This is a genomic window from Tsukamurella sp. 1534 (assembly GCF_000312385.1).
Classification (GTDB): Bacteria; Actinomycetota; Actinomycetes; order Mycobacteriales; family Mycobacteriaceae; genus Tsukamurella.
This window is the reverse complement of record NZ_HE997628.1, coordinates 501545-516632: the sequence shown is the minus strand read 5'-3', so window position 1 is coordinate 516632 and position 15088 is coordinate 501545. Positions and strand designations below refer to the sequence as shown.

Genomic DNA, 15088 nt, shown 5'->3' with positions numbered 1-15088 from the left:
CGACACCGGCCGGCAACGGCCCCCTCGTCTCGACCGCGAACGCCGTCCCGGCAGGTTCGCAGCCCGCGCTCGCCGAGCTGGCGAAGATCCCGGGCGTGCAGGAGATCATCAAGACCGGCCAGCTGCCCACCACCGATGTGGCGACCCTGGTCAAGATGTTCGGCAGCGATCCGAACGCCCAGAAGCTGCTGTCGCAGGTGCTCGCCGGCCAGGCCGCGGCGAGCACGGAGAGCACCCCCGCGAAGCCCGACGAGCCGCTGAAGTTCCCGGTGAACGGCGCCATCAAGGACACGTTCACCAAGGACGGCGGGCAGAAGAAGTACGGCCAGCCGCTCGCCGCGGAGAAGAGCCTGCCCGGCGGCGGCAAGAGCCAGGAGTTCACCAACGGCACCATCTTCTGGAGCCCGAAGGTCGCCGGCGGCAAGGCGGCCGGCGTGACCGGCGCCATCCGCGATCTGTACCTCAAGGAGGGCGGCCCCGGCGGCAAGCTGGGCCTGCCCGTCATGAGCGAGCTGTCTGTCGGCGGTACCGCCCCGGGCGCGATCGCCGGCGCCTACAACGACTTCGAGCGCGGGTCGATCGTCTGGTCGCCCGAGGGCGGCGCCCACGTCGTGTCCGGGAAGATCAAGGACCAGTGGGTCAAGGGCGGCGGCGCCTTCGGCATGGGCTACCCCAAGGGCGAGGCCAAGCCGGGACCCGGCGGCGTGGTCACCCAGGAGTTCACCAAGGGCGGCGTCCTCAAGGGCTGACGCCCGGACCGCAGCACGCGCGAACGGCCCGCCTTCGACACTCGGAGGCGGGCCGCTGCCGTCGTCTCAGACCTTCCGGAGCGCCTGGAAGAACATCCCGTCGGTTCCGTGCAGGTGGGGCCAGAGCTGGACGTGCGGGCCGTCGCCGAGGGGCAGGTCCGTGTCCGGGACCAGGGGGCGGGTGTCGATCCGCTCCAGCCCGATCCGGTCCAGCAGGGCGTGGTCGCCGACCACGTCGATCGTCTCGGCGACGTGCGGAGAGCAGGTCGCGTAGACCACCACGCCGCCCGGCCGCACCAGTGCGGCGGCTGCTTCGAGCAGCGAGCGCTGCAGCACCGCCAGGCCGTCGACATCCGACGGCTGCTTGCGCCACCGGGCCTCGGGGCGCCGGCGCAGCGCGCCGATCCCGGAGCACGGCGCGTCCACGAGCACCCGGTCGTACCCCGGTTCGAGCCCGGATTCGCGGCCGTCGGCCACGTGCACGTCGACGGGCAGCCCGCGGACGGCCTTGCGCACCAGCTCCGCCCGGTGCTCGGCGGGTTCGACCGCGTCGACCTGCGCACCGTCGATCGCCGCGAGCGAGCCCAGCAGCGCGGCCTTGCCGCCCGGCCCCGCGCACAGGTCCAGCCAGCGGCCCCCGTCGGGCCCGTCGAGCGGCGCCACGGCGGCGGCGCGGGCGACCAGCTGGCTGCCCTCGTCCTGAACCCCCGCGAGCCCGTCCCGCACCGGTTCGAGCGCGCCCGGATCACCGCCGGTGAGGTACACCGCGTACGGCGACAGCCTGCCCGCCTCGCCCCCGACGATGAGCGCGAGCTCGTCGGCCGAGATCTCCCCCGGCCGCGCGACGAGGTGCACCGGCGGACGCGCGTCGTCCTCGGCGAGCAGCGCCTGCAGCTGCCCCATGGATCGGATTCCGTTGGCTCGGAGCGACTCCCAGAAGGCGTCGGCAATCCACCGCGGGTGCGCGTACTGCATCGCGAGATGTCCGATGAGGTCGTCCGCCGCGGGCGGCGCGACGCGGTCCACCCAGGCGTCCTCATCGGCCTTGGCGACCTTGCGCAGCACGGCGTTCGCGAAGCCGGAGGCGCCGCGCCCCGACGACTCCTTGACCGCCTCGACCGTCTCGTCCACGGCCGCGTGCGCACCCACCCGGGTGCGCAGTAGCTGATAGACGCCGAGCCGCACCGCGTCGAGCACCGGCCCGTCGATCTTGTCCACCGACCGCCCCGACGCCTCCTCGATGACGGCGTCCAACAGCCCCTGCGCACGGCACGCGCCGTAGGTCAGCTCGGTGGCGAACGCCGCGTCGCGGCCCTGGAGCCGGCGCTCCCGGAGCAGGCCCGGCAGCACCAGGTTGGCGTACGCGCCCCGCTCGCGGACGGCGGCGAGGGTGTCGAGCGCGGCGCGGCGCGCGGCGTCGGTCATGCGTCTCCCCCGATCACGGTGCCGGTCTCCAGGCGCGCACCGCGCGCCCAGTCCGCGGCGGGCATCGGCTTCTTCCCGGGCGGCTGCACGGTGCCCAGCAGGAGCGGCACGGTGGCGGTCCCCACGAGCACCTCCCGCTTCGTGACCCGCAGCGCGCCGGGCGCGAGCGGCTCCGCGTCCGCGGCCACGGCGGCGGGCCCCAGCTTGAGCCGCGCGTCGGCGTACCCGACCCAGGCGCCGGGGGCGTCGGTCATGGCCCGGATGTGCCGGTCCACCGCTCCCGCGGGCCGGTCGAACCGCACGCGGGCGGCGTCGACGGTGACCTTGGGGGCGTGCGACACCCCGTCGGGCGACTGGGGCCGGGCGTCCAGTGCGCCGGCCTCCACCCCGTCGACGGTGCGCCGCAACAGCTCGGCTCCGTGCTCGGCGAGGCGGCCGAGCAGCCCGGTCGCTGTGTCGTCGGAACGGATGCGCTCGGTGAGCACCCCGAACACGGGCCCGGTGTCCAGGCCCTCCTCGATGCGGAACGTGGACGCGCCGGTGACCTCGTCGCCGGCCTCCAGCGCCGCCTGCACCGGGGCCGCGCCGCGCCACGCCGGGAGCAGGGAGAAGTGCAGGTTGATCCACCCGTGCGCGGGCACGTCCAGCAGATCCGGCGGGATCATCCCGCCGTACGCCACCACCGGGCAGCAGTCCGGGGCCAGTTCCACCACGGCCGCCCGCGCCTCGGGGGTGCGGAGCGAGGCGGGCGTGAGAACCGGCAGGCCCGCCTCGTCGGCCACCTGGCCGACGGGCGATCGGCGCACGCTCCGGCCCCGACCGGATCGCGCGTCAGGCCTGGTCAGGACCCCCACAACCTCGTGCTCGGAGTCCATCAGCGCGCGCAGCGCGGGGACCGCGGGTTCGGGGGTCCCGGCGAACAGCAGCCGCATCAGCCGAGGCCCCCGGCCGCACCCGCGGTGAGCGTCGTCGCGGGATCGGTGAACCACGGCGCCGTCCGGATGCGCCGCATGGCCTCCTTGCGATCCGCGGGCTCGAGCCTGCTGAGGAACAGCACGCCGTCCAGGTGGTCCGTCTCGTGCTGGATGCAGCGGGCGAGGATGTCGGTGCCCTCGACGGTGATCGGCGCGCCCGTCCGGTCGAAGCCCTCCGCCACGACGTCCAGGTGGCGGGTGCAGTCCGCGCGGATCTCGGGGATCGACAGGCAGCCCTCCGGCCCGGTCTGCCACTCGTCGCCCACCGCGCGCCACACCGGGTTCACGATGTGCCCCTCGCGACCGCCGCAGCCGAACACGAACACCCGCTTGCTCACGCCGACCTGCGGGGCCGCGAGACCGGCACCCGAATGGTGCTCCATGGTGTCGATCATGTCGTCGACGAGCCGCGCCAGATCGGCGTCGAACGCCGTCACGGGTTCGGCGGGAGTGCGGAGGACCGGGTCCGGATAGATGCGCACAGGGAGGACACTCATGCCGTCCAGTATCCCCGACGTGCGGCGACCGCCGGACCGTGCCCGGCGCGGGCGCGCCCGGACGTCACATATCTACCCCTGGGCTGTGATTCCGGGCGAGGGTTGCCTTAGAATTCCGACGAAACGCCACCACGCGCCCCGCCGGGCGAGAGAGGGACGACGTGCACTTCGCGCGCGCCCGGCGGCCGATTATCGGTGCCGCCGCCTGCCTGTCCGTGCTGATCAGCACGGGCTGCACCGTGACCGACCAGGTCGGCTCCGGTATCCCTTCGTCGTCGGCACCCGCGACCGCGCCCGTCTCCTACCCGCCGATGAGCACGTCGACGATCGTCGGCAGGTTCCCGGTGGTCCAGCCGCAGCGCATCCCCTACGCGGTGCCCGGCGGAATCGCGGACCCCGCGCAGAACTACGGGGACCTGTACCTGCCGGTGGCCCCCGTGATCCAGCAGAACCCGTCGGGCGGCCCGCTCGGTGCGCATCCGACGATCCCGACCCTGCCGGCCCAGGTCCCCGTCGTCGTGCTGCTGCACGGCGGGGGCTGGCGCACCCCGTCGGCGGCCGCGTCGATGTCGGAGATGGCGCGCTCGCTCGTCTCGCACGGCGTCGCGGTCTGGAACGTGGAGTACCGCCGCATCGGGGCGGGTGGCGGCTACCCGATCACTCTCACCGACACCGCGGCGGCGATCGACTTCCTGCAGACGGTCAAGGCGCAGCACGCTCCGAACCTGGACCTGGACAACGTGGTGGTCGCGGGGCACTCGGCGGGCGGCCAGCTCGCGGTGTGGGCGTCCGCCCGGTCGATGCTCACGCCCGGCGCCATGGGCAGCGTCCCCGCCGTGACCCCCGCGGCGGTGGTCTCGATGGGCGGCGTGCTCGACATGCGGCGCGCGGTCGCGGACGGCAACGTCAACACCCGCCTGTTCCTCGGGCTGCCCGACGAGTTCCCGCAGCAGTTCGCGGTGGCCGACCCGATCCAGAACATCAACCCCAAGGTCCCCGTGACGTGCTTCAACGGCACGTCGGACCGTATCGTGCGGCCCGAGGGCTGCGAGAGTTTCACCGCCGCCCTCAAGGCCAAGGGCGGCCATGGCCAGGCGCTCCTCCTGCAGGGCGCCGGTCACAACGTCTACCTCCCCTCACAAGCCCAGAACCGCTACTGGCCGGTAGTGCAGAAGTCGATCCTGGGTTACACCGACGAGTTCCGGCCACGGGGAGGGCGGTGACCCGCGCCCGAAAGGCGCGGGTGGATCCGGCCGGGTGGGAAAGGAGCGCGTGATGATTCACGTGGACGGCACACTGGACACCCTCTACGACGAGGTCCTGAAGCGGAACCCGGGTGAGACCGAGTTCCACCAGGCCGCGAGGGAGGTCCTCGAGAGCCTCGCCCCTGTCGTGACGAAGCACCCGGAGTACGTGGACGCCGCGGTCATCCGCCGCGTCTGCGAGCCGGAGCGACAGATCATCTTCCGTGTTCCGTGGCAGGACGATTCGGGCGCCGTGCAGCTCAACCGCGGCTTCCGGGTGGAGTTCAACTCGGCCCTCGGCCCGTACAAGGGCGGGCTGCGGTTCCACCCGTCGGTCTACCTGGGCATCGTCAAGTTCCTCGGCTTCGAGCAGATCTTCAAGAATTCGCTCACCGGCCTCCCCATCGGCGGCGGCAAGGGCGGTTCGGACTTCGACCCCAAGGGCCGCAGCGACGGCGAGATCATGCGCTTCTGCCAGTCGTTCATGACGGAGCTGTACCGGCACATCGGCGAGTACACGGACGTCCCGGCCGGCGACATCGGCGTGGGCGGTCGCGAGATCGGCTATCTGTTCGGCCAGTACAAGCGCATCACCAACCGGTACGAGTCCGGAGTGCTCACCGGTAAGGGAATCACCTGGGGCGGTTCGCAGGTGCGCACCGAGGCCACCGGCTACGGGACCGTCTACTTCCTCGACGAGATGCTCAAGACCGGCGGCCAGTCGTTCGACGGCAAGCGCGTCGTGGTCTCCGGATCGGGCAACGTCGCGGTGTACGCGACGGAGAAGGTCGAGCAGCTGGGCGGCACCGTGGTCGCGTGCTCCGACTCCTCGGGCTACGTGGTCGACGAGAAGGGCATCGACCTGAGCCTGCTCAAGGACGTCAAGGAGATCCGCCGCGAGCGGATCTCGGCGTACGCCGAGGAGCGCGGCGCGATCTACGTCCCCGGTGGTTCGGTGTGGGACGTGCCGTGCGACATCGCGATCCCGTGCGCGACCCAGAACGAGCTGGACGCCGACGCCGCGGACCGCCTGATCAAGAACGGCACGTCGTACGTCGCCGAGGGCGCCAACATGCCCTGCACCCCGGAGGCGGTACGGCTGTTCTCCGACGCCGGCGTTTCGTTCGCGCCGGGCAAGGCCGCCAACGCCGGCGGCGTCGCGACCAGCGCGCTGGAGATGCAGCAGAACGCGTCCCGCGATTCGTGGTCCTTCGACTACACCGAGGACCGCCTCGCCGACATCATGCGCGGCGTCCACGACCGTTGCCTGGAGACCGCCGACGAGTACGGCAGCCCCGGCGATTACGCGACCGGCGCGAACATCGCCGGCTTCATCCGCGTGGCCAACGCCATGCTGGCCCAGGGCGTCATCTAGGCCCTCGCCCCGTCTCGAACGGCCCGGCCCACACCGTGTGGCCGGGCCGTTCCGCGTCCGCGTAGCCCACACGGTACTCCCCCGGGCCCAGCGCCCCGAGGTCCGCGATCACCGTGGCGGCGAATCCGGATCGGCCACGGCGCCACGAGGTCTCGGTCTCCGGCGCGTCGTCGTCGGCGACGGGCCGCCAGACTCCGCCCTCGCGCCGCTCCACCCGCGCGTAGCTGTCCGGGATGGCCCGGTTCGGGTGACCGCACTCGAACTCCACGCGCGCCACCGGATCCGACGGTGCCGGCCCGCGCACGCGCCGTACCCGGACCGGGCGTCGCGGGGCGAGCAGTGTGGAGCCGGACGGTGAGCCGAACCGCGCGGGACGGAACCTCCGCGGCGGCTCGCCCGGCGCGACCGGCTCGCCCGAGGCCATCGCCCGGGCGAGCCCCGCGGCGGCGTCGACGAAGGCCGCCAGCTGATTCCGGCCGAACACCGTGCTGCCCGCCTCGTACCGCTGACCGTCGTACTCCTCGGGCGTGGTGAGGTAATGCGCGTACCCGTTGGCGTATCCCTGCACCAGCACGTCCCGCTCGCCCACGCCGAGCTCGCGTGCCACCGCGTCGCGCAGCCGCGCACCCGCGGTCACCGTGACCTCCACGGGGAGGCAGATCAGATACAGGTCGCCGATCCTGATGAGCTGCACGGGAAGCCGCTGCTGCACCCACCCCATGGCGCCCACCGGCAGGAGCATCTCCTTCGGTGCCTGCCGGTCCGCGAGCCCCGGGAGCAGCCGGTAGAGCACGCGGCTGAGCGCACCGACCGGGTTGCCCAGCCCCTGCCGGAACGCCGTGGAGCCGATCCCGTCCGTGGTGCCCGCGGCGAAGGCGGCGCCGAGCACCGCCCGGCCGGTGGGCCCGTCGGCGGTCGTCGCGGCGGCGAAGTCGACGTGCGTGAGGCGGTGGTCCACCACGGCGGGCTGGTGCACCCCGGGGCCGGCGGCGAGCCGCTGCGCGCAGGCCAGCTGCCGGAGACCGACCTCGGCCGTGTTGCGGCGCTCGTCGGCGGTGGGGCCGTGGCCCGCGCGGCCGCCCAGGTTGGGCGAGACGTCGCCGGAATTGGTCTGCGCGAACGCCGCGACGAATCCCGGGTCGGCGTCGCGGTACTCACGCTCCCATTGCCCCGCGGCCCAGCCCTTGTTGTCGGAGCTGATCAACCGGTTGGTGTTGGTCATCGACGTGCAGTGCACGGCGAACCAGTCGATCGCGGCCGCGAGCGCACCGTCGTGCTCGATCCGCAGCAGCGTGACCGCCGGGTCGATCCGGCCGGGCAGGCGGTCGCGGTCGGGATTGCGGTCGAAGGACTCGGGACTGCGGTTGACCGAGGCGACGATGAGCTCGCCCCGCGCGAGCAGGACGTCCGCGGGGGCGAGCGCCGCCTCGGCGTCGAGTACCGCATGCACGACCCCGTCGACGAGCCTGTCGAAGGTGCGCCGGTGGAAGCCCAGCGTGGTCACGTTGTACAGGGCGTGGCGGCCGTGCCCGCCGGGCCCGCAGTGCGTGTGGGTCGCGGTGAGCACGGTGTTGCGGGCGCTGAGCCGCCCGCCCGTGGCGACGGCGAGGCGGCCGGTGATCTCGTCGGCCGCGGCCTGGAAGAACATCCCGATGTCCGCCACCACGTACGCGACCCGCTCGCCGCCCGCCGCGAACACGAACGCCCGCGCCCACTGCCGCGTGAGTAGGCCGCGGCCGCGCTGGCCGGGCATGCCGTAGCCCATCATCCCCACGCCCCACGGCTCGCCGGTCACGTCGGCCTTGGCCCAGCCGACGCCGATGCCGTCCGCACCACTCGTCCCCGAAGTCCGCACGGGGACGAGCCTAATCGGGCGACGTCAGGTGAGGACCCGCATCACGTACTCGCCCGGCGCGTCCCCGATCGGCGGGAACTCCTCGCTCCCCTGCGACGTGGGCGCCGGGATCTTCTCCGGCTCGCGACTCTCGATCCAGGCGTTCCAGTGGTCCCACCACGGGCCCGCGTGCAGCTCTGAGCCCGCCAGCCAGTCGTCGGGATCGACGCCGTACGCGACGCCGCCGGTGCGGTGGGACGCCCGCTTCGCCCCTGGGCCCTTGGCGATCGCGGCGGCGTGCCCGCCACTGGCCAGGACGAAGCACGCGTTCTCGCCGATCTCCCCCACGGTGCGGTAGCAGTCGTGCCAGGGCGAGATGTGGTCCGTCGACGCTCCGAGGATGTACACCGGCACGTCGATCTTGGAGACGTCCAGGTGCGCCCCGTTCAGCACGTACTCGCCCGGATGGGCGAGGCTGTTGTCCAACGCCACCGTGATCATGTCCGCCCCGAACTTCGGGGTGAGGTTCGTCTGATCGTTCGCCCAGAACAGCAGGTCGTGTTTCGGCGCGTCCCTGCCCATGAGGAACCTGTCGACGTACGCCAGCCAGATGCCTTCGACGGGGCGCAGCAGCGCGAACCCGCGCGCCGTCTGGGCGGCGTCGAACGAGCCCTGCGAGCGCGCCTGCTCGATGGCGCGCTTGGCGCGCGCCCTGCTGAGGTGCGCGGATCCGGCCGGCCCCTCGGCGAAGTCGGTGACCGCGATGCAGATGGTCAGCGTCGCCATGATGTCCTGCCGACCGACCGCCGCGAGGTAGGCCGCGGTCATCAGCGTGACCTGCCCACCGCCGCACAGCCCCATGGTGTTGAGCTTGGGGCTGCCGCTGATCGCGCAGACGGTCTCCATCGCCTCGACCAGTGCGGCGCAGTACGCGTCGAAGCCCGCGTCGGCGAGCGAGCGGTCCGGGTTGACCCAGGACACGATGAACACGCGGCGCCCGGCCCGGAGCTCCGCCGCGACCACGGACCGCCGGGGATCGAGATCGATCAGGTAGAACTTGTTGACCGGCGACGCGATGATCAGGGAGGGCACCGCGTCCACCTCCTCCTTCAGCGGCACGTACTCGATGAGCTCGTACAGCTGCTCGCGGCGGACCACCTTCCCCTCCGTGGTGGCGATGGTCTCGCCCAGCACGAATCCGTCCCGGTCCACGGAGGCGGGCAGCTTCGACGGGGTGCTCATGTCGTCGACGAAGTTCTTGGCGCCCTTCACCAGATTCGCCCCGCCCGTGTCCAGGGTCTGCTTCCACACCACGGGGTTGAGCAGGGGATTGTTGGTCGGCGACGCGGCCGCGAGCAGGTTGTCCGTGCTCTGCCGGATCCGTTCCCGGGAGCGCCAGTCCACGTCGAGTTCGTCGATCACCTTGGTCGCCGAGTCGCACAGCGAGAGGTACGCCTTCGCCATCCGGTTGAACACCGGGTTCTCCCGCCAGGCGGGGTCCATGAACCGGGGGTCGCGCGCCGCGGCCACGTCGTCGCCGCCGCCGCGCAGCGCCACGTCCGCGAGACGGGACGGCAGCTCCACCGCTTCGTCGACGAGGGGCGCCGGATCCCGCACGAGGCTCCCGGCCGCGTTGCGCAGTGCGCCCACCGGGAACAGCGCCCCGAGCCCGCCCAGCATCGTGGAGGCGACGATGGTCTCGATGCCGCCGCCCGCGGGGGTGGTGTCCGTGACGGCGTCGTGCTTGCGGTCGTCGGTGGTCATCGCAGCGGAGCTCCCCAGTCGAGGCCGTCGCGCACTCTCGCCTTGACCACCTTGCCCCCGGGGTTGCGCGGGAGTGCCGCCGCCGCGATCACGAGGTACTGCGGGACCTTGAAGTCCGCCAGTACCTCCCGGCAGTGGGCCAGCACCGCCTCGATATCGGGTGGGGTCTCGCCGCCGAACACCACGGCGCCCACCTTCTCCCCCATGACGTCGTCGGGGACCGAGAGCACCGCCGCCTCCAGCACGCCGGGTGCGGCGAGGAGGGCCGACTCGACCTCGATGCTCGAGATGTTCTCGCCGCCGCGGATGATGATGTCCTTCATGCGATCGATCACGTGGACGCGGCCCTCGCCGTCGACGCGCACGATGTCACCGGTGCGCAGCCAGCCGTCCTCGGTGAACGAATCCACGTTGGCCTGCGGACGGTTCCAGTAACCGGTGGTCACGTTGGGCCCCCGGGACACCAGCTCCCCGACCGTCGGGTCGGCGGGGTCCTGGGGCAGGACCCCGAGATCCACGGTGGCCACCGCGAACCCCACCGCATCCGCGTGGTCCACCACGTCGCGGTCCGGGAGGATCGTCATGAGCGAGGCCGTTTCGGTCATCCCGTAGCCGTTGAACAACCGCGCGGAGGGGAACGCCCGGTGCAGATCGCGCACGAGGCTCGGGGCGATCGGGGCGCCGCCGTAACCGACCCAGCGGATCCCCGAACGGTCCGCCTCCTCGAATCCCGGGGTGCGCAGCACGAGCGAGTACACCGCCGGGACCGTGATGAGGAACGAGATCGAGTGCTCCGTGAGAGTCCGGACCAGCCGCGGACGGTCGAGCGCGGGCATGATGATCGCCGCCCCGCCGAACATCAGTGCTACGACGAGCTGCGAGTTGCACCCGGTGACGTGGAACAGCGGCACACAGATGAGCGTGCGGAGACCGCGCCCGATGTCATCGGAGATGTCGCACGCGCGCACCATGTTGTACCCGTTCATCACGAACGCCCGGTGCGTGGTGGGCACGCCCTTCGGGTTGCCCGTGGTGCCCGACGTGTAGAACATCCCGGCCACGGTGTCGGCGGTCAGGTCGCCCGCGACGTACGGCGCACCGTCGGGCAGCGGCGTGTCCGGCGACAGGTCGATCCGGGCCCCCGAGTCCTCCACGACGAACTGCACTTCGGGCTCCGAGGAGCGGGTGTTGACAGCGACCACGACCGCCCCCGCCATCATCGTGCCGTAGAACGCCAGCACCCAGTTCGTGCCCGCGGGGTAGCGCAGGGCCACCCGGTCCCCCGCCTCGACGCCGGCCTCGCGGAGCCCGCCCGCGACCCGCGCCGCGCGGTCCCACACCTGGCGGTAGGTGAGGCTGTCGCCGTCGAGCTCGGTGACCGCCTCGGCGTCCGGGTCGGCCGCGACCCGCGCCTCGAGGGCGGCGATGAGCGTATCGGGCACGCCGGACCAGACGGTCCGCCCCTGATCGTCGACCTCCGTACCCGCGCGCGAGTACGGATTGTGTTGCCGGTCGATGGGAATGATCTGTTCCGTCATGTGCGTGCTCCCCAAAGAAGTAGTCGCGTGGTGTCTCAACGAACCCGGTGGAACCGCGCGCCGCCGGCGCTCCGCTCACGTGCGGGGCGGCCCATCGGAGGCTCGGCGAATCCCGTGTGACTCGCGTCACACCACGACTATTAGACTGCAAAACCCTGCGTGCCGCCCGGGATTGAACGGATTGCCTCCCGGAACCCCGGGATCGGACGAAAAGGTTTTAGGCCCTCAGGATTTGAGGCCGAGACCGCGGACCCACAGCGTCGTGCACACGTCGGCCAGCTCCTCGATCGACAACTCGCCCGTGGACAGCACCGAACCGTCGCCCTCGGTCATGCAGAACATGTGGTAGGCCAGCCTGCTGACCATGGAGGACAGCGCACAGGCGGTCAGGTACGGGTCGAGCGCCGGATCCGCGAGGCCGCGCGACTGCAGGTCGGCGATACCGCGCGCGTTCCGCTCCGCGAAGGCCCGGCTGCGCGCGATGCGGCGCGACCGGAATCCGGCGTCGATCGTCGTCACCTGTTCGAGAAGCCGCATCAGCAATGCGTTGCGACGGAACGCCTCCAGGTATCCGCGGATCGACGCCTCGATCACCGCGCGCGGATCCGACGGGTCGACGTGCTCGCCGAGACCGGGGTGCAGCATGTCGTCCCGCACCGTGTCGAGGACCGCCTGCAGCACCTCCTCCTTCGACGCGAAGTAGAGGTAGAACGTGCCCGTCGAGCAACCGGCTTCCGCGTAGACATCGGCGAGCTTCGCATCGGCGAACCCGTTCTGCTCGAACACCTTCCGCGCCGCGGCGATGATGCCGTCCCGGGTGCGCGCGCCGCGCGCCGTAGCCGGGGGCTCCCGCAGCATCGTCACGTCGGCGAGCGAGGGCGGCGGAGCGGACGGCCGCTCGTCGTCGATGATCGGGAGGTTCCCCGCCGCCATGCACTCACCCCACTCGTCGTTGCGGCTCCCAGCCTACGTCGCCGGCGGACACGTCCTCCGAGAGGTACATCGGGTCCCGCAGGCCGGGATAGGCGGACCGCAACGCGCACGGCGGATCGAACGGCGCCCACTCGTCGAGGGGGGCCGCCAGCCGGTCCAGGGTCGCGTACAGCGCCGCGGGCTGCACCGCCATGCCGAGGTGACTGCTGTACACCTCGATGTTCTCCGTGAGCGGAGTCCTCGGATAGAGACAGGTCTCCCAGCGGCAGATGCCGTCCAGCCGGCTGAAGATCGACGTGGCGCGGACCTCCGGCAGCGGCGCCTGGGTCCAACGGGAGAACTCGAGCTCCGGCAGGTGCCGTTCGGCCATTCGCGAGTACATGAACTTCGCCCGCGACTGGTCGGGCGACGTGACGGACACGGGCGACCCAAGCGAGATGATGCGGTCGACATCGCCGGGGAAGCGCCGCGCCAGCTCGAGCGCGAAGATCCCGCCCAGGCTCTGCCCGATCAGGCTGACCGGCGCACCGTCGTGCTCGTCCCGGATCTCGCGGAACAGCGCCTCGAGACCGTCGACCGCCTCCGGCGTCGGGCCCAGGTTGCGGCCCTGCCCCCAGCCGTACACGAAGTACCCGTGGCGGCCCAGCATCCGGCGCAACGGCACGGTGGTGCCGTCCCCCGCGAGGAACCCGGGCAGAACGAGGACCGGGCGGCCGTCGCCGCGGTGCTCGCGGGTGGCCAGCCACGGGGCGGACCACGCGAACCAGGCGAGCTCGCCGGTGGCGCGGCCTCCGTCGGTGAGACTCCAGAGCGCATTGGGCGGACGGACGGGTGCCTTGACCTCGCGGGACATTGCGACCTCCTGTGCAGGTTTCGACGCCGGAAACATGATCCTGACGTCATGTTCATGAACGGACACTACCCGAGTGCATCGCAAAGGTCACGCAACACGACTTTCCGGTGTTCGCCGAATGCGGCAAAACGCCCCCGGTGACCTGCGGTGATGGATCACGCCACGTAGCCTTGGCGCCGCACAGGAGCCGTCGACCCAAGGAAGTCCCATGCGCACCTTTGCAGCAGTGATGACAGCACTCGCAGTCGCTCTCACCGGTACTGGCGTCGCGAACGCCGAAGAAGCCGAGGCCGAGGAGACGCCGACCGCGACCATCGAGAGCGGCGATTCGCCGCGCGAAGTGGGTGAACCCGCCGAAGCAGCCGGCGGCCCCATCGACACCGGCGAGGCCACGGAATCGGCCTCGGACCCCATCGAGAGCGGCGAGGCGATCGACGACGCCAGCGAGCCCCGCCCGGACCCCGAACTCCCGAGCGAGGAGGAGGCCGAGGCCGCTCCCGCCCCCGAGGAGGAAGAGGCGGCGTGACCCCGCGGCGCCGGAGGCCGCACCGGCCCCGGCGCCGCGCTCAGCCCTCGACGGCCGGTGGCCGCGTGTGCATCAATCGCGGATCCGGGGCGGCCGCCCCGGTCCGCGCCGCGCCGACGAGAACGCGCACCGCCGTCAGCAGCCCGGCGGGCCGCCGCAGATCGAGACCCGCGATGAGTTGTTTGAGGATCGTCAACTGATCGAAGTAGATGCGCTCGGCGACGAGGTTCTCCGCCTCGTCGAAGACGAAGTAGGCGGTCATCCGGGTGCGATGACGGGACCCCGTGGCCGGGATCGCGCCCAGCCGGCCGCGCTGGGTGCCGAGCAACCAGAACTCCACGATCACCGCATCGGCGCTGTGCCGCACCGCGATCAGCTCGTGATCCTGGTCCGGGAACGCGGCCCGGGTGTCCGCGTAGTACCCGCGCACCTCGGCGTCACCGTCGTGGACCGCCATCTGCGCGATCAACTCGTAGTGCGGATGCGGGAACGTGGACAGCGTCGCGTCCCAGTCCTGGCGGACCTCGTCGTGGAAGTGATCGAGCACCACCCGCTCCCGCGCGCGCAGCACGTCGACGGGCGGGAGCACGAACCGCGCGGGCGTGTCAGTCATGCACACAGCATAATACCCACGTCGTGGGTATTATGCCGATCAGGCACAATGGAACCGTGACCAGCTCCGCGCCGCGCCGTGGGCGGCCCGCACTGGGCGAGTCGCGCCTCAGCCGTGCCGCCGTCGTCTCGGCGGCACTGGACCTCGTCGACGAGCAGGGCGTCGGCGAGATCGGGATGCGTGCGGTGGCCAAACGGCTCCACGTGGACCCCAAGAGCCTGTACAACCACGTACGCGACAAGGACGATCTGCTCGACGCCGTGACGGAGTCACTGCTGCGGTCCATCGACCTCCCCCGCCCGACGGGCGACACCGCCGCGGACGTCTCCGCCGTCGCCCACGCGTTCCGCGCGGCCGCGCTCCGCCACCCGCGCGCCGCTCCCCTGGTGCTCACCCGCCAGATCGACGGGGCCGCCGCACTCGCACCCACCGAGGCGATGGCGCGGATCCTGCTCGACGCCGGGCTCCCCGCCGACGAGGCCGTGCACACCCTTCGCACACTCCTGGCCGCCCTCATCGGGACGCTGCTGCGGGAGGTCGACGCCGGGCCGACGTTCGGAACCTCCGACGGGGAGGCGATCGCCCACCGGGAGGAGGCCCTCGCCGCCTCGGGACATCCCGCCGTGGCGGAGGTCGCCGCGCGACTCGCCACCTTCGACGCCGACGCGGAGTTCCACTTCACCGTGGCGGCCATGAGCGACGTCGTGCTCGCCCGCGTCGCCGCGGCGCGCCGCCGCTGACCCTTCCGCCCGCCCGGCCTCCC

14 protein-coding genes are annotated in these 15088 nt (G+C 72.0%); 5 read left to right on the top strand and 9 right to left on the bottom strand.

What is annotated here, in order from left to right; translation table 11 throughout:
- Positions 1-749: LGFP repeat-containing protein (locus BN39_RS20510; protein ID WP_040768772.1), on the top strand; the 749-nt coding region annotated here is incomplete at its 5' end.
- Between the two features lie 66 nt (positions 750-815).
- Here the strand turns inward: BN39_RS20510 and BN39_RS20505 are convergent.
- Genes BN39_RS20505 through def form a run of 3 tightly spaced genes read right to left on the bottom strand, consistent with a single transcriptional unit; the run spans position 816 to position 3645 of the window.
- Entirely contained in the window at positions 816-2174 is a 1359-nt protein-coding gene (locus BN39_RS20505) for an RsmB/NOP family class I SAM-dependent RNA methyltransferase (protein ID WP_019204325.1), read from the bottom strand.
- Positions 2171-3106, bottom strand: coding sequence for a methionyl-tRNA formyltransferase (locus BN39_RS20500; protein ID WP_019204324.1), 936 nt, complete (start codon positions 3104-3106; stop codon positions 2171-2173). Before BN39_RS20500 ends, BN39_RS20505 begins: the two co-directional genes overlap by 4 nt.
- Positions 3106-3645, bottom strand: coding sequence for a peptide deformylase (gene def, locus BN39_RS20495; protein ID WP_040768770.1), 540 nt, complete (start codon positions 3643-3645; stop codon positions 3106-3108). Before def ends, BN39_RS20500 begins: the two co-directional genes overlap by 1 nt.
- 239 nt (positions 3646-3884) lie before the next feature.
- On the opposite strand from def, the gene BN39_RS20490 reads away from it, so the two are divergent.
- Positions 3885-4868: a S9 family peptidase gene (locus BN39_RS20490; protein WP_159103267.1), complete on the top strand. Its 984-nt coding sequence runs from the start codon at positions 3885-3887 to the stop codon at positions 4866-4868.
- Positions 4869-4920: 52 nt separating this feature from the next.
- Positions 4921-6264: an NADP-specific glutamate dehydrogenase gene (gene gdhA, locus BN39_RS20485; protein ID WP_019204321.1), complete on the top strand. Its 1344-nt coding sequence runs from the start codon at positions 4921-4923 to the stop codon at positions 6262-6264.
- On the opposite strand, the gene BN39_RS20480 is transcribed toward gdhA, so the two are convergent.
- The 5 genes from BN39_RS20480 to BN39_RS20460 form a co-directional block, all read right to left on the bottom strand.
- A complete protein-coding gene (locus BN39_RS20480) occupies positions 6257-8119 on the bottom strand; it encodes a neutral/alkaline non-lysosomal ceramidase N-terminal domain-containing protein (protein ID WP_019204320.1) in 1863 nt (620 codons plus the stop codon). The genes gdhA and BN39_RS20480 overlap by 8 nt on opposite strands.
- 24 nt (positions 8120-8143) lie before the next feature.
- Positions 8144-9862 (bottom strand): alpha/beta hydrolase, encoded by a 1719-nt coding sequence (locus BN39_RS20475; protein ID WP_019204319.1) that lies wholly within the window; start codon positions 9860-9862, stop codon positions 8144-8146.
- Positions 9859-11388 carry a class I adenylate-forming enzyme family protein gene (locus tag BN39_RS20470; RefSeq protein WP_040768987.1) on the bottom strand — a complete coding sequence of 510 codons (1530 nt, stop codon included), beginning with the start codon at positions 11386-11388 and terminating at the stop codon, positions 9859-9861. The genes BN39_RS20475 and BN39_RS20470 overlap by 4 nt, the downstream gene beginning before the upstream one ends.
- Positions 11389-11625: 237 nt before the next feature.
- Entirely contained in the window at positions 11626-12333 is a 708-nt protein-coding gene (locus BN39_RS20465; RefSeq protein ID WP_019204317.1) for a TetR/AcrR family transcriptional regulator, read from the bottom strand.
- A 4-nt stretch (positions 12334-12337) separates the two neighbouring features.
- Complete coding sequence (locus BN39_RS20460; RefSeq protein ID WP_019204316.1) at positions 12338-13186, bottom strand: triacylglycerol lipase; 849 nt, start codon at positions 13184-13186, stop codon at positions 12338-12340.
- 229 nt (positions 13187-13415) lie between these two features.
- Here BN39_RS20460 and BN39_RS20455 point away from each other — a divergent pair, with 229 nt between their 5' ends.
- The gene (locus BN39_RS20455; protein WP_019204315.1) at positions 13416-13712 is read left to right on the top strand and encodes a hypothetical protein; all 297 of its coding nucleotides are present in this window, start codon (positions 13416-13418) and stop codon (positions 13710-13712) included.
- Positions 13713-13752: 40 nt separating this feature from the next.
- Here the strand turns inward: BN39_RS20455 and BN39_RS20450 are convergent, their stop codons facing one another.
- Complete coding sequence (locus BN39_RS20450) at positions 13753-14325, bottom strand: ester cyclase (RefSeq protein WP_019204314.1); 573 nt, start codon at positions 14323-14325, stop codon at positions 13753-13755.
- A 56-nt stretch (positions 14326-14381) separates the two neighbouring features.
- Between BN39_RS20450 and BN39_RS20445 the strand changes: the two genes are divergently transcribed.
- Positions 14382-15065, top strand: coding sequence for a TetR/AcrR family transcriptional regulator (locus tag BN39_RS20445; protein WP_019204313.1), 684 nt, complete (start codon positions 14382-14384; stop codon positions 15063-15065).
- Positions 15066-15088 lie beyond the last annotated feature (23 nt).

Bases quoted from the DNA above. Each gene is read 5' to 3' on its own strand.
- BN39_RS20505 (WP_019204325.1), bottom strand. From the start codon at position 2,174: ATGACCGACGCCGCGCGCCGCGCCGCGCTCGACACCCTCGCCGCCGTC.
- BN39_RS20500 (WP_019204324.1), bottom strand. From the start codon at position 3,106: ATGCGGCTGCTGTTCGCCGGGACCCCCGAACCCGCGGTCCCCGCGCTG.
- def (WP_040768770.1), bottom strand. From the start codon at position 3,645: ATGAGTGTCCTCCCTGTGCGCATCTATCCGGACCCGGTCCTCCGCACT.
- gdhA (WP_019204321.1), top strand. From the start codon at position 4,921: ATGATTCACGTGGACGGCACACTGGACACCCTCTACGACGAGGTCCTG.
- BN39_RS20475 (WP_019204319.1), bottom strand. From the start codon at position 9,862: ATGACCACCGACGACCGCAAGCACGACGCCGTCACGGACACCACCCCC.
- BN39_RS20465 (WP_019204317.1), bottom strand. From the start codon at position 12,333: ATGGCGGCGGGGAACCTCCCGATCATCGACGACGAGCGGCCGTCCGCT.
- BN39_RS20460 (WP_019204316.1), bottom strand. From the start codon at position 13,186: ATGTCCCGCGAGGTCAAGGCACCCGTCCGTCCGCCCAATGCGCTCTGG.
- BN39_RS20455 (WP_019204315.1), top strand. From the start codon at position 13,416: ATGACAGCACTCGCAGTCGCTCTCACCGGTACTGGCGTCGCGAACGCC.
- BN39_RS20450 (WP_019204314.1), bottom strand. From the start codon at position 14,325: ATGACTGACACGCCCGCGCGGTTCGTGCTCCCGCCCGTCGACGTGCTG.